The following is a 15,587-nucleotide window of genomic DNA, read 5'->3' on the forward strand; positions in this document are numbered from 1 at the left end:
GAATATTTATGTCATCAGTTATACCGAATAAATCAACTACCCCTGATTCAGATGAAATTGATCTCGCTCGTTTGATTGGAGAGTTTCTTGATCATAAAAAAATAATCATTTCAGTGACGGCGGTTTGTACCTGTATTGCTATCTGCTATGCATTATTTGCGACACCCATCTACCAAGCTGACTCATTGATACAAGTAGAAGAAAAACAAGGTAACTCACTTCTCAATAATTTAAGTCAAATGTTACCAGAAGGTCAGCCAGTTTCTGCACCTGAAATCGCTTTACTTAAGTCGAGAATGATTTTAGGAAAAACAGTCGATGACTTAACATTACAAGCACAAGTGAATCAAAAATACTTCCCTATATTCGGTAGAGGTTGGGCGAGATTGACCGGCCAACATCCAGGACATTTGATAGTGAGCCGTATTTATCTTGCTCCTCAAAATGGAAAAGTCCCTGAGCTAGAAATCAAGGTTATCGATGGACAACATTATCATTTGGAGGGTGGAAATTATGATCTCAGAGGAACAGTTGGTCAGACTCTATCAGTACAAGGCCTATCCATTCAGATCGATAAAATTGATGCTGCAGTAAATACTGTGTTTACGGTTAACTATGTCACTCGTTTGGATGCTATTACAACGTTGCAAAAAGCATTTTCTGTAGCTGACCAAGGCAGTGATACTGGAATGCTTAATCTAACACTAACGGATGTTAATCCTGATATCGCACAAGAGAAGTTAGAAAATATAGGTGATAATTACCTTGCACAAAATATTGCTAGAGAAGCAGCACAAGACAGTAAAAGTTTAGATTTCTTAGAAAAACAGTTACCGCAGGTTCGCAGTGAACTTGACACTGCTGAAAACAAACTTAGTAGCTATCGTAAGCAGAGTGACTCAGTCGATCTAGACCTTCAAGCACGTTCAGCACTAGAGCAAATTGTAAATGTTGATAATCAACTGAATCAATTAACATTCCGTGAAGCAGAGGTTTCTCAACTTTTCACTAAAGATCATCCAACTTATATTGCACTACTTCAAAAAAGAAAAACCCTTGAGCAAGAAAAGGCAAAATTAAATAAGCAAGTCTCTGGTATGCCGGCCACTCAACAAGAAGTTATAAGATTGAGTCGTGATGTTGAATCAGGCAGAGCTGTTTATATGCAACTATTGAATCGTCAACAGGAATTAATAATAGCAAAAAATAGTGCTATCGGTAATGTGCGTATTATTGATGATGCGGTGACGGTACCTCAACCGGTGAAGCCAAAGAAAATCATTATTGTACTAATTGGGGTAGTATTAGGGACCTTTATTTCAATTGCTATAGTATTAATGAACGTATTCTTGCGAAGAGGGCTCGAATCACCTGAGCAACTTGAGGAATTAGGGATTAATGTTTATGCCAGTATTCCAGTATCCGAATGGATGGAAAAAAAATTACCAAAGTCATTAAATTATAAAAAGAAAAAGAAGATCGATAATTTAAATTTCTTAGCTCTGGATAATCCAGCAGATCTAGCGATTGAAGCCATAAGAAGTCTACGTACAAGTTTACACTTTGCCATGATGGAGGCAAAAAATAATATATTAATGATTTCAGGTGCGAGCCCAAATGCAGGAAAAACATTTGTAAACAGTAATTTGGCCGCAGTGTTAGCTCAAGGAGGTCAGAGAGTATTATTCATCGATGCAGATATGAGAAAGGGATATTCCAATAAGATATTTAATATGGATGTAAGTCCAGGATTATCTGAGTTCCTTTCGGGAACAATTCAAATCGATCAAACAGTAAAAAAAATCGGCAAAGCTGGATTTGATTTCATATCTCGCGGAGAGTTACCCCCAAATCCTTCAGAATTATTAATGAATCAACGTTTCCAATCTTTACTAGATTGGGCAAATCAGAATTACGATATTGTAGTGGTTGATACCCCACCTATTCTTGCGGTAACAGATGCAACAATTATTGGACGTTATGTAGGAACTATTTTACTTGTTGCCCGTTTTGAAGAGAATACGGCAAAAGAAATGCAAGTAAGTATTAGAAGATTTGAGCAGAGCGGTATAGAAGTGAAGGGATGTATTCTGAATGGTGTAGTTAGAAAATCCAGCTCTTACTATAGTTATGGCTATAATTATTATAATTATAGTTACAAAGACGAAAAATAATCATAACCCCACTTGAGTGGGGTCAACTAACTTCCACTACTTCGTTGTGGTGAGGAAATTATGACTAAAAAATCTCGTAATCTGCTTGTTAGTAGTTCACTCATCTTGTCCGATTTATTTGGTCTGATGATTAGTTTATATTTAACCAATGTTATATTCCACCAGAAATTAAAGGGTACTTATGATATTGAACACTGGAATAAACTACATTTTTTAGTGTCAATTTTTTGTATTGCCTGGTATGGAATAAGACTTCATCACTATATATACCGAAAGACATTTTGGTTTGAATTGAAAGAAATAATCCGTACTATTGTAATCTTTGCTGTATTTGAATTGGCTATAATTGCATTTACAAAGTGGGACCTACCGCGCTTTCCTTGGGTAATGTGTTGGATAATAATCGGGGTTTTAGTCCCGATGTTGAGAATATTAACCAAGAAAATTTTAAACAAACTAAATCTCTGGCAACGGGATACCATCATTATTGGAACAGGACACAATGCCAGTGAAGCTTATAAAGCAATCGCGAGCGAGAATAATCTAGGTTATAAAGTCACAAAGTTTATATCTGAAAATCCAGATAATACTTTAGATAAGATTGACAACATACCAGTGGTGTATAGCTCTCCAAGTGACCTTACTAAGATTTTGAATAAACATGTTCAATTAATTATCGCGGTTGAGAGTGAAAATAGTTCCCTGCGTAATGATTGGTTGAGGTATTTAATGTTGCATGGATATCGCTTTGTCTCCGTGATTCCAACTTTACGGGGCATGCCTGTAGATAGCACAGATATGTCGTTTATATTTAGTCACGAAGTAATGATATTCCGCGTTCAGCAAAACCTTGAGAAAATGTCATCTAGAATACTTAAGCGTAGTTTCGATATACTATTTTCAATGTTAATTATTATCGCTGTATCGCCATTGTTTTTATTCATATGTTGGAAAGTCAAAAAAGATGGTGGGCCTGCAATTTATGGGCATGAGCGTATTGGTAAAAATGGTACAAAGTTTAAGTGCCTTAAATTTAGATCTATGGCTGTGAACTCGAAGGAGCTACTCGAAAAACTTTTAGAGAAAGACCCACAGGCGCGTGAAGAATGGGAAGAAACCTTCAAGCTAAAAAATGATCCCAGAATTACTAGTATAGGGCATCTATTACGTAGAACGAGTATGGATGAATTACCACAGCTTTTTAATGTTCTTAAGGGTGAAATGAGTTTAGTTGGACCGAGGCCTATAATTTATGAAGAACTTGAGCGTTATGAAGAACAAGTAGACTATTATTTAATGAGTAAACCTGGAATGACTGGCCTTTGGCAAGTGAGTGGTCGTTCTGATGTTGATTACGAGACTCGTGTTTATTTCGATGCATGGTATGTTAAAAACTGGTCGATGTGGAATGATATTGCAATCCTATTTAAAACAGTTGCAGTGGTATTGAAAAGAGATGGTGCTTATTAAGGGAATTTAAATGTTAAATCCAACTCTATTTCTTGTTTTTTATATATTCACCTACATATTACTCTGCCTTTTCTTGATTTTCACAGTTAAGGTTAGATTATCTGGACCAAGATTTATTACTATTTCATTTATCTTACTAATAAGTTTTGTATGCGGATTAAGAGATCAGTATGTAGGAACTGATACTTATACATTTTACTCTCTAACAAAGTTGATGGTAAGTGCAGATAGCTATTTGTGGGCAAAGGATTATGTCTACTACTTCTTTTCTCGATTAGGTTACCAAATAGCAGGTTATCAATTATCAGTATTACTTACTACAGTTATTACTTCTTCTGCACTGGCCTTAGCAGTGTTAAGGATAATAAAAATAAGTTTTAAGAGCGATAGAAGTAATAATATTATTATGACAAAAACAGTTTGTATTACTCTCATCTTTATATTGATGATGAGTAGTTCTGATTTTTTAATGCAGATTGCAAACCAAACACGTCAAATAATGGCCTTGGCTATTTTTATATTAGCTATAACCTATTTTTATGAAAATAAATATATTATCTTCTCAATATTAACTGTTTTAGCTATATTTTCACATCATAGTCTCGTATTAGTTATCTTGGCACTAATTGTTTCGATGACAGTAAAAAATATAAAAATTCATTTTTTAATTTTAATGGGATCTTTCTTGTTGTTTGCAACGGGGATATCCACACATCTTTTAGATGCATTCGGTTTAGGTGTCAGTGAAGGAAGCATCTATGCTCAGGCATTAAATTCAGCAGCCTCACTTTATATTAAGACTGTGATCACAATTGGGTTGGGGTTAATTTTGTATTTTCTTTATTACAAGAAATACGGGAAATATGGACATGGATTTGAATTTATCTTTATAAGAATTTATATGATGCTTGCATCATTATCAATCCTGTATTTAGGATTTGCAGAGGCATCAAATAGAATACAAAGATATGAAGGTGTTATCTTTCCCATCATATTAATTTTGATTTTGAGAAAGTACAGGATAAATGCATTACACATTATAGTGGTTTTAATTATTTCCGCTTCTTATTTCTCATTTATGATGAGTTACTATTCAACGTTAAAAACATTGGGTTTTTACTCGTCTGAAATTAAATTATTATAAGGTTTAGTTCATAATGAAAATAGACTTCGTTCTACCATGGGTAGATCCTAATGATAAAGAATGGCAGGATAAAAGGAATCAATTTAGTGGCGATTATAATAAAATGGCTAACTCTGATGCAAGGTTTAGAGATTTTGATACTTTAAGGTTTGTATTCAGGTCAATTGAAAAAAACTGTCCATGGTTTAATAAAATATATCTTATTACAGAAGGTCATAAACCTGAATGGCTGGATGATAATAATCCTAAAGTTAAAGTCGTTACACATAAGGAATTATATTTCAATAGCGAACACCTTCCTGTATTTAATTCCTCATCAATTGAAATGAATTTACCTAATATAAAGGAATTGAGCGAGAATTTTGTCTATCTAAATGATGATATGATTTTCTATAATCCAATAAAAAAGGATAGATTTTTCAAAGATGGTAAACCAGTTGACTTTATTAGTACAAGCCTCGTGAAAAGAGGTAGGTTATTCCAATTTCTTAAGGGTAAGAAAATATGGATTGACTCTTTAAATAATAATTTAAATCTCATTAATAGCTCTAAAGATATTAAGCAACTTGAAAATGAATTTCTCTCTGATAGCTCTTATAGCTTAACCGATAAAATTAATAATTTCATAAGTAAAAACATATTAGGAAAGGTTTTTTGGATAGGGCACTGGCACCATCCTCAACCATATCTTAAAAGCACACTTATAGAGGTTCACGAAAAGTTCTCTACACAAATGGCCTCATCTTCAAGTAATAGATTTAGAAAAAGTGATGATTATACTCATTATCTCTTTAGATATTGGCATTTAATGTCAGGTGCATTTTACCCAAAAAAATGTAATGACGATTATATTAAGAATATATGTGGAGTCGAAGATGCTAAACAGGCTGTTAAAGATTTAACTGGAAATAGAAAGGTTAATTTTTTTTGCCTCAATGACGACGAAAATATGGATTCACAAGATGAGTTTACAGTGTTAAATATTATAAATTCTTTTTTAGAAAAGAATTTTCCAGAAAAATCATCCTTTGAAATGGATAATTAATATGGACAAGGTATCTATTATAATTCCTGTTTATAATGCAGAGATGTACATTGTAAATTGTCTAAATAGTATAGTTGATCAACGATATAAAAATTTTGAATTAATTATTGTCAATGATGGAAGTGCAGATAGAACTTCTTATTTAATTGAGAGGTTCATAGAAAATAAATCTGATGAGATCAATATAAAGCTTATTGAAAAAGAAAATGGTGGCGTGAGTAGCGCGAGAAATAAGGGTTTGTCCTCAGCGACAGGGAAATATATTATATTTATTGATTCTGATGATACTGTTTCTCCCGAACATGTAATGAGTCTTATATCCCCTCTAAAGGATTTATCTCCTAATGACTTAGTATGTAACAGTTTAATTGACGAACACCAACGAGTTAAAAATATTAACTTAGAGGGATATTATCATCTGGAATGTTTCGAAAAGGCTTATGATGTTTTAGAATGTAGTAATCAATTAGGTTATTTACATAATAAAATTTTCTCTCGCGATATTATTATTGAAAATAACATCACATTTAATGAAAAAATAAGTATGGCGGAAGATCTACTATTCGTTCTTGAGTATATCAAGTTTATAGATGGTTTCTTTTTCTCTAAAGTATCTAGTTATCAATATACTAAAAATGAAGGTTCTTTATCTGAAAAAAAGCTGACTGATAGTCAAATAATGACTTATTTAGAAATATTAAAATCTACCTATACTAAATTGCTTATTAGTATGGAAGGTAGAGGAAATATAACAAATAATATTAATTTCTATTATGGTCTAAAGAAAACTACATGTTTGATGAGTATCTATGTCTATAGAGCAGTTAAAGGTATGGATAATACAAAAGTAATCAAGAAAAAAATTAATAACTCATTGACCTTCAAGCAACTACTTGCTCTTAAAAAAATCAATGCAATAAAGTATCTCATATTAACTCTTCCGCAGTTTGTTGCCTTAACTTTAATTAAAAAACTCTATATAAATAAATATAGATAAGGGGCAATTTTGTCTTTTAGCCATAAGAAAGGGTATCCCATCCAGTTCGATTTAAAATCTAAAGCGATGCAGTATATGCTTGAGTCGAATGCATCATGGACTCACAATTGGGATGACCATATTGATCTAGAGATTCAAAAATCTTTGAATTCTCATGATATAAATTTTTGTCCTTCTTTATGGGATGATAAATATAAATATAGGGGAGTTAATTATATTCAGAAACCGAAATTTGTTCTTGGATTTAATGAGCCAGATAAGAAAAGTCAATCCAATATGAGTATTAAGGATGCGATTCATGCGTGGACCTTTTTGTCGAAAACTATTCCAGAAGATGTCATTCTCGTCGGGCCAGCTTGTTCTGATGACGGGCACGGGCATGCTTGGGCTCGGGAATTTTATAGAAAAGCTTTGGATATGAAATTAAGGATAGATGCTATTGGTCTGCATCTATACAGAGATGATCTTTATGGCTATGGTAAAAATTTCATCCCAAGAATCAGTGATGAATTCCAATTACCTGTAGTTATTTCAGAGTTTGCATATATAAATTGGAATAGTCGCATTCAAGACTGGAAATGTAAAAATTTTCTTAATAAGGCAATTAATGAATCGTTGAGATTTATCAATTGGTGTGAAGATGATCAGGCAGTGCAAGGGTATTGTATCTTTGCAGACTATAATGATCATTTACCGATTCGAGATGATTATAAGTATGCTTGGAAAATGATTAGCCAAGGATATCTCACAGAGTTATATAAGCTCTATCGTCAAATTTGAAGAGATATAATAATGAATGATATGACAGTCGCAATTATCTTACCTGTTTATAATGCATCCGAGACACTAGATAGAGCTATAACCTCTGTACTTGCTCAGTCTTATACGAATTTCACATTATATATAATTGATGACTTTTCAAAAGATAATAGCCGTGAAATAATCAACAAATATATTCATGATAAAAATATCAAAGTCATGTTTAATGATAAAAATCTTGGTGTTGCTGAATCCAGAAATAGAGGGTTGGATTTAGCTGTAGAAGATGTTGTAGCTTTTATAGACAGTGATGATGAGTGGTTAAAGGATAAACTTGAAACTCAAATTTCAAGAATATCAGTTACCAACGGTTTACCTAATGTCAGTCATTATAATTTTATTAGCGACCAACGAAAATTGGTAGGCTATGATAAAAACCTTTTATCTAGAAAAGATTTTCTAAAAAAAGAATTCAGAATATGTTTGTCTTCCTTGGTTCATAAAAGAAATAATGTAAGGTTTAAAAAAATAGGACATGAAGATTTCATTTACATTAGTTCATTATATGACCTGCATGGCCATATTTCAGTGACTAATAAACCATTGGTTAATTATTATGTTACTGAAGGTTCATTATCATCAAATAAAATTACTGCTGCATGCTGGCAATTTAACTTACTAAGTAAAGAACTAAAATTACCTAGACATAAAGCTATTTACTATTTCTTTTTCTATGCTCTGAATGCTTTGTTATTTAGAAACTAGTTAGCTGGAGAGAAAATGAATTTATCTTTAAAAGAAATAAAAGTCCGGCTATTAGATTGTCTTAGGGGGATCTATACCCGAATTGCTATAGTCCTTAATTTACAAAAAAAAGTAGTAGAATGTAAAAATGAATATAATCCCTTAGTGAAAAATGGTAATGCTAAAAATATACCTCTGCCAAAAAATATTTGGCTTTATTGGAATGATACACCACCTGAAATTGTATTGAATTGTTTAAAATTGGTAAAAAATTTACATCCAGAGTGGAATGTTTATTTTCTAAACAAGGATACAATTTACAAATTTGTTGATCTTAATTTTGAAGATATAAAAGCGGTTACCCATCAGCAACAGTCAGATGCAATTAGATTAGAGCTTCTTTATAAGTACGGTGGGATTTGGTTAGATGCGAGTGTAATAGTATTCAATTCTTTTGATAAATTCAAATCAACTATCGATAATCAAAATGTGGACTTATTAGGCTTTTACCGAGAAGTAAATCTTATCGACCGCAGTAATCCTGTAATGGAAAACTGGTTTATAGTTGCTCGACCACAGTCATCAGCAATCAAATTATGGAGAGATGAGTTCCACAGATCCCTCTTAATTGGTGTTAAAAGTTATGTAGATAATACGAGGGTTTTAAAACCACAAGCTTTAGCTAATCTTTATGACCCCTATTATTTGGTATGTTATGTAGCATTCCAGAATATCTTGCCAAAGATAAATTCATATATCATGTATGATTGTGATAAAAATGCATTCAATTATCATATGACAGGTGGTTTTCGAAATTGGTTGTTTAAAAGAAATAGATGGGGGAAGTATAATCTTATAAGAAACTTCTTCCTTAATAAACATCCTAATATCATGCCAGACATGATTAAATTGACTGGTAAAGATAGAGAGCTTTTCAATAAATATCTAAAGAATAGAATTTTCACTCGACACTCTATGGCCTCTAAAATTATTAAACTACTTGAGGATAAATAGGATTTTCATGGTCAACAAATTACTTAAAAACAAAATATTTACTAATGTGGTTTGGCTTTTAAGCGAGAAGATAATTTCAATCGTTGGCTTGCTTTTTGTGACATCTTATGTTGCTAAATATATTGGACCTGATAACTTTGGTAAGTTGAATATTTCAGTATACTATTACTCTATTATACAAACCATTGCCTTATGGGGCAGTGATACGATAGGAATAAAAAGAATAAGCAAAAATTTATCTTCTGGACTAAATTTTCTTTTCTCTTTTGCTTCTTATCGATTTTTAGTGTTTAGTATTGTTGCAGCCATTACTGAACTCTATCTTTATTTTACTTTTGATAAGCTAACTTTTTATTTTTCATTGGCTGTTTGTGCATCTTCTCTGTTTTCAGTTGTTGACGTATTCAACAGTTACAATGAAGCTAGATTAAAATCATTTTTTAACGTTATAGCTAATGTTATCGGTATCTTTGTTAGTCTTGTTATCCGTTTCGTCATCGCGCATTTTGAATTGCCACCTATCTTTTTATCTATATCAATTGTATGCACTGGATTAGTTCCTTTTATTATTAGGTCTATAATTTTCTTAAAAACTCATAATACTTATACAGTGAAGAGTATAAGATTTAGAAAAGAGTATGTTAGCTATGGAATAGTTACTGGTACTGGCCTTTTAATATCAAGTGTTTCGGTAATGATTTATGTGAATATTTCACGAGTACTACTTGGTTACTATAATTCACTTTCTGATGTAGGAATATATTCGGTAGCGATGACATTAGGTACGATGTGGGGATTCATTAATAATGCAATCGTCGTTTCAATCACACCAAAACTTTATAGTTCTAATAATAGTAATACTAATGAAACGACTGCTTTTACTTGTCAGATATTAATGTTGATAGGTTTCGGTTATTTTATGTTCTTTTATCTTTTTGGAAACTTCATTCTAGAATCATTATATGGAAAGAGTTATTCAGCTGCTTATATTGTCACATTTTTCCTGATTGCTTCAACTTGCTTATCAGGTCTAGGTATGGCTATCAGTCGTTATATAATATCTTTAAATGGCTACTCTTATTTAGCCAAGAAATCTTTCTTTGTCGTACTACTCGGTGGTGGTGTTGCTATTTTTCTAATTTCCCATTATGGCCTAATAGGCGCATCAATGAGTGCTTGCTTTATTGAACTCATATCAGTGAGTTTTCTTAACCTTTTCTTTAAAACGGATCTCATGATCAAATTATTCATTAACATATTCAATCTTAGAAAGTTTTTTTCTACTTTTGTTGGGATATATAAACAAAGGGAATGATGATTTCCCTAAGGCTTACCCCTTGTGGAACGATTGGGATGATGTTTGGCGCTAATGATTCATGAACCACTATCATAAATCCTAGCAGCCTTACAAAGCCCAATGCCTAAGAGTAATAGCGTAGTCCATAAAACTATAGTTACTAATGTAATGATGATTATCATGTCGAATCCCCCAATAAGTTATTTCTTTTATACCATTGATACATGACATAATTATTACATTATCTAACTTTAACTTTTTACAGCCGCAATGATTGAGTAATAGACTGGGGATTGTTGTGTTGAAACTACTATCAAGTTTTTTTAGAGCCTCATTTTATAGGTTTGTACGCGCTGCCCTTGGTCATCAGAACCATCGAAGTAGGATAGGAGGATTGTAACAAGTAGTCACCTGGCTTGTTAAGTTTCAAGTGATTAAATATAAATAAGCAATATACCTTATAACTATAGAATATATAATTTCTATTGAATAATTATTATATTAACAGGACATCCTCTGTTTTTTTGTAAAACTTTTCTTCTAGGCTGTTAATTCAAACTCCCTGAGTTAATAATCGGGGTTAACTTCTAGAAAGAAATTTTTATAAAACGTCCCTGTTTTAATTTAAAGTCTTAGTGTTTTATTTTTAACCGGATTGCTTTCGGGGTAAGCTATTAATCAATAGTTGATTCTTATTTATTACATAGTGGTCTTTCTCTATGGATTTAAATAAAATTACACCTGCTCCTATTATAACATTATCCCCAACCTCAATGTCATCTGATAATACAGATGAGTTAACTCCCATGGTCACTCCGTCCCCTATAATAAATTTATTAGGTCTTCCTTTTTTATTCGCCCCTAAAGTACATCCCTGCCTAATAACAAAGTTATATCCGATTTCACACCCTGCGTTAATTACAATGCAGTGAGGGTGCCAAATGATTAATCCTTTTTTTATTTTCGTTTTGTAAGGTAGTTCAACACTAAATAAGAGTTCGTTTATCATTTTGTTTAACATAACAAAAATAAGGCCAAGTGTTTTCAATATTAAATTTTTAGAGGTATAGTAGTTTGATAATCTAAACAGCATTATGACTATTTTTGCTTTTAGTCCTTTGTTTATCCTAATCTCAAAAATAATTTCTACCAACGACAGATGTTTTCTTTTATCACTCATTAATAATACCTAACATAACTAAATTTGGTTGAGTTTTGATAGTATAATCTGTCTAATCATAAGACAATATGGAATTGTCTCTATTTTGCTTTCGGATATTATAATTTTTGACATGTATGACGTTTCTATTGAAGGATGATGTATTAGTACTGCCCTATATAATATTTCTTTTGGTTACCGTCTACTTGCTTTTAAGTCTATGAGTTTCAATATTGATTATTAACTAATAACGCCGTTTAATTTTCAGTACCATAAGCTCGAAATAAGTATTATTTTAGAATAATTAACTGTTATTATGCGGTGAATTGTTGTGTATTCTAGCGTTGTAGCGGGATGATGATACTATGAGTACAGTTTGTTGTTGATATTTATTCAGTATTAAATCGTACTAATGAGTATGGTTATCAAAGATACATGACTGTTACAATTATCACTTTTATGCTTAATAAAGCTCTTTTATGGTCATTTATCGATTATTGTCCTGTTTCTCTTTTATATTCCATTCAGACACCCCAAAAAATCCCTTTCTAATTCTTAATTTAGCTGATTTTCCTTGGATCCTTGATCTTTTATGCTGATTGCCTCACTCCTTAGGAGATGAACTATGCCATGGATTTATCAGCAATCGTCGGGTCGTTTATATCATATTCAACAGTTTATCGTTGGAGGTTACAGCGGCTTCCCCCCTCAAAAGATTTCGGCGATCTCTACAGCCAAACACTGTTGATCACAGTGACCTCTTCACGGCCTGAACAGGCCAGTAAAGGCTTTATTGTTAATACGATGATTTCTGACCAAGGGTGCTCAATGGCTGATCCCATCATTTTCGACCTCGCTTTTTTAGACGGGAATTTCTCTGTAGATTTAGTAATAGTTCCACAAATATCCCTAACAAGTCTTCTGTGGTATTTACTATTTTCAAAACGTAGCCAACAGTAATGTCTCAATTATCGCACTGAGCATTTCGGCGCTGGGGCGGTTTACTTTGCCGCGTGATCCAACAGCGCAGACCACTATCCTTTATCGAGCTCACCATCAAAATCTGTGACTAGCGTTATATTTCCCTTCACTAAGCCCTATGTCCTCACTCAATCAAGCCTCAGTTCACAGTTTGCTCCGGGTAACTAGGGTAGTAATGAGGCTAATTGTTACGTTTGACTAAGAAGCCTAACAACTAGAGTCATCAAGAGGGGACATAATGTCACGGCATTGCATTCACGTTCACTATCAAGGTCGTCATACACTTGTTTTAACGCCAAATAATACTGTAGGTGAGGGGGAGAGCCTCTTTACTCAACAACTTGAATCGACGTTAGTCCAACAGTATAAATCCTCGGCTTATAGGCCTACTCGCGATGTATAAATTAAAAAATTGCGTGCAGCACTATGCGTGGGGGTCATCCACGGCATTAGCCCAACGCTTTGGCTTGGCGAACCCCGCGCATTTACCGATGGCAGAGGTGTGGATGGGGGCGCACCCCAGTGCTAGCTCTACTTTATTGGTACAGGGGCAGTGGAAGAGTCTAGCCGCAGAAATTGCCGCTCATCCTGTTGCTATGCTTGGACGCGCGACCTATGAGCGCTTCCACCAACTTCCTTTTTTACTCAAACTGTTGGCAGCTGATCAGCCGTTGTCGATTCAGGTCCACCCCACCAAGCTTGCCGCTCAGCAAGGGTTTACACGCGAAGATAATTTGCGGATACCTCTCGACCATCCCAACAGAAACTACCGCGATGCGAATCATAAGCCTGAAGTTATCTATGCGTTGACTCCGTTCAGGGCGCTAAATGGTTTTAAGTCTTTCAACGAAATTTCCCAAGCCTTCCAGAAGTTTGAATGGGACCACCCCGCCGTAAAGGCTTTTATTCAGTGTCCTGATACTGTGCGATTGCGACAACTGTTTATTGCCTGCCTACGGCTTGAAGGGGAAGAAAAACAGCGAGTCTTAACGCGTCTAATACAAAGCGCAGATCAGCAAGAGGTAGAGATCGAGCAAACTATTCGGATGATTGCGAAAGTATGGCCCGATGACCGCGGGCTGTTGATGCCTCTGTTTCTGAATATTATTGACCTCAGACCGGGGGAGGCTCTGTATCTGGCAGCGGGAACCCCTCATACCTATCTACAAGGCATGGGGGTAGAAATAATGGCTAATTCCGATAATGTGCTGCGAGCGGGGTTAACGACGAAACATATCGATATCGATGAGTTAGTGGCTAACGTGCAGTTTCATGAGAAAAAGGTCGAGCAACTTACTTTATCCCCTTTAGTTAACGGTAATCACAGCCATTACCCAGTGCCCGACCCAGACTTCAGGCTATCGATCATTACCCTTATCTCCCCGGTTAGGGTGTCAACCCACGGTTTGCCGCAAATCCTACTTTGCCTAGAGGGAACGCTTAACCTGATATCGGAAGAACAATGTTTGACGCTATCGTTGGGTGAATCGGCATTTATTCCGGCTAATCAGGGAGCTTTCACGCTCGAAGGACAGGGGCAGGTCGCCTTGGCGACGGTCGGCTTAACTGCCTCCCCGACCGGTAATGTTTCACTGGTTAAGGAAAGGATTAGTGATGGCGTATCTGATTTTAAAATGTGATCCATCACTAATATATGCATCGATTTAATTGAGTCAGTGAATAGATAGATGCTTTCAATCACATATTTACACTAAGTTAACCCATAAACTGCTGTTGCTTCACTAACGAATGGATCTATTAATCCTTTCCCCATTGGCCCAAGTACTGGTGACAGAGTAGGGGGTTCCTTGACGATAGCAATTATCATCGCAACGCACGGCCAAGCAGCCGAGCAGTTGCTTAAGACAACGGAAATGTTATTGGGTGAACAAATTAATGTCGGTTCAGTCGATTTTATCCCCGGTGAAAATACGGAGACATTAATTAATAAATACCACGACCTATTATCGCGCTTATCAACGACACAAGGAGTGCTATTTCTTACCGATACCTGGGGAGGCAGTCCCTTTAACGCCGCCACGCGCTTAGCGAGCGAACATAGTGATTATAAGGTGATAGCTGGCGTCAATATTCCCATGCTAATTGAATCCTTTATGGCGCGCGATGACGACCCCAGCCTCGATCAATTGATCGAGATGGCGTTGGAGGCCGGGAGGGAGGGTGTTAAAGCCTATCAATACCAGTTGTCGCCAGCCGTCAAACCACCCTCTGTCAATCACGCACCAGGAGCCCCCTCGACCTCAACGTCTCAACAAGGTGTTATGCAATTCGGCTTAGTGCGTATTGACGATCGACTGATTCATGGTCAAGTCGCCACGCGCTGGACGAAAGAGACGCGGGTCACGCGAATTATCGTCGTGAGTGATGCGGTGGCGGCCGATGACGTCCGTAAAACATTGCTTAAACAAGTCGCTCCCCCGGGCGTCACGGCGCATGTGGTTGACGTCGCGAAGATGCTTCGTGTCTACGCAAATCCCAAATATGCCGGCGAACGTGTCATGTTGTTGTTTACCAATCCTACGGATGTGTTACGTGTCGTCGAAGGAGGGGTAAAGATTGACTCGGTTAATATCGGCGGGATTGCGTATCGTCAAGGTAAAACCATGGTGACCAACGCCGTTTCTGTCGATCAACAGGATATCGATGCATTCAAGCGATTGGCGGCTAAGGGGATTGAACTTGAAGTGCGTAAAGTCTCTTCCGATAACCGGGTAGGCATGATCGACTTGCTAAATAAACTTTCAGCCTAAAAGCGTTCTCGCATATCAGCCTAGGGTTTAAT

The 15,587-nt window shown here is 35.3% G+C and carries 13 protein-coding genes; 12 read left to right on the forward strand and 1 reads right to left on the reverse strand.

Features of this window, described 5'->3' with window-relative positions:
• Positions 1–8 precede the first annotated feature (8 nt).
• The 9 genes from BMX14_RS04445 to BMX14_RS04485 are packed head-to-tail and all read left to right on the forward strand — an operon-like array spanning position 9 to position 10,662.
• A complete protein-coding gene (locus BMX14_RS04445; RefSeq protein WP_092673364.1) occupies positions 9–2,174 on the forward strand; it encodes a polysaccharide biosynthesis tyrosine autokinase in 2,166 nt (721 codons plus the stop codon).
• Between the two features lie 60 nt (positions 2,175–2,234).
• Entirely contained in the window at positions 2,235–3,644 is a 1,410-nt protein-coding gene (gene wbaP, locus BMX14_RS04450; RefSeq protein ID WP_092673367.1) for an undecaprenyl-phosphate galactose phosphotransferase WbaP, read from the forward strand.
• A gap of 10 nt (positions 3,645–3,654) precedes the next feature.
• Complete coding sequence (locus tag BMX14_RS04455) at positions 3,655–4,788, forward strand: EpsG family protein (RefSeq protein WP_092673370.1); 1,134 nt, start codon at positions 3,655–3,657, stop codon at positions 4,786–4,788.
• Positions 4,789–4,801: 13 nt separating this feature from the next.
• Positions 4,802–5,833, forward strand: coding sequence for a stealth family protein (locus BMX14_RS04460; protein WP_092673373.1), 1,032 nt, complete (start codon positions 4,802–4,804; stop codon positions 5,831–5,833).
• A 1-nt stretch (position 5,834) separates the two neighbouring features.
• Positions 5,835–6,830, forward strand: coding sequence for a glycosyltransferase family 2 protein (locus BMX14_RS04465; RefSeq protein ID WP_092673377.1), 996 nt, complete (start codon positions 5,835–5,837; stop codon positions 6,828–6,830).
• 9 nt (positions 6,831–6,839) lie between these two features.
• Positions 6,840–7,610: a glycosyl hydrolase gene (locus tag BMX14_RS04470; RefSeq protein WP_092673380.1), complete on the forward strand. Its 771-nt coding sequence runs from the start codon at positions 6,840–6,842 to the stop codon at positions 7,608–7,610.
• Positions 7,611–7,622: 12 nt separating this feature from the next.
• Complete coding sequence (locus BMX14_RS04475) at positions 7,623–8,354, forward strand: glycosyltransferase family 2 protein (RefSeq protein ID WP_092673383.1); 732 nt, start codon at positions 7,623–7,625, stop codon at positions 8,352–8,354.
• Between the two features lie 15 nt (positions 8,355–8,369).
• Entirely contained in the window at positions 8,370–9,347 is a 978-nt protein-coding gene (locus tag BMX14_RS04480) for a glycosyltransferase family 32 protein (RefSeq protein ID WP_092673386.1), read from the forward strand.
• A 7-nt stretch (positions 9,348–9,354) separates the two neighbouring features.
• A complete protein-coding gene (locus BMX14_RS04485) occupies positions 9,355–10,662 on the forward strand; it encodes an oligosaccharide flippase family protein (RefSeq protein ID WP_092673389.1) in 1,308 nt (435 codons plus the stop codon).
• Between the two features lie 628 nt (positions 10,663–11,290).
• Here the strand turns inward: BMX14_RS04485 and BMX14_RS04490 are convergent.
• Positions 11,291–11,824 (reverse strand): LbetaH domain-containing protein, encoded by a 534-nt coding sequence (locus BMX14_RS04490; protein ID WP_143056384.1) that lies wholly within the window; start codon positions 11,822–11,824, stop codon positions 11,291–11,293.
• A gap of 1,198 nt (positions 11,825–13,022) precedes the next feature.
• On the opposite strand from BMX14_RS04490, the gene BMX14_RS16535 reads away from it, so the two are divergent.
• The 3 genes from BMX14_RS16535 to manX all read left to right on the forward strand — a co-directional run bounded on the left by BMX14_RS16535 (position 13,023) and on the right by manX (position 15,555).
• Complete coding sequence (locus BMX14_RS16535; RefSeq protein ID WP_177173078.1) at positions 13,023–13,187, forward strand: hypothetical protein; 165 nt, start codon at positions 13,023–13,025, stop codon at positions 13,185–13,187.
• Positions 13,180–14,424 carry a mannose-6-phosphate isomerase, class I gene (gene manA / locus BMX14_RS04495; RefSeq protein WP_092673392.1) on the forward strand — a complete coding sequence of 415 codons (1,245 nt, stop codon included), beginning with the start codon at positions 13,180–13,182 and terminating at the stop codon, positions 14,422–14,424. The genes BMX14_RS16535 and manA overlap by 8 nt, the downstream gene beginning before the upstream one ends.
• A gap of 168 nt (positions 14,425–14,592) precedes the next feature.
• On the forward strand, positions 14,593–15,555 hold the full coding sequence (manX, locus tag BMX14_RS04500) for a PTS mannose transporter subunit IIAB (RefSeq protein ID WP_092673395.1): 963 nt from the start codon (positions 14,593–14,595) through the stop codon (positions 15,553–15,555).
• Positions 15,556–15,587: the final 32 nt, after the last annotated feature.

It is taken from the genome of Rosenbergiella nectarea (assembly GCF_900111105.1).
Lineage (GTDB): Bacteria > Pseudomonadota > Gammaproteobacteria > Enterobacterales > Enterobacteriaceae > Rosenbergiella > Rosenbergiella nectarea.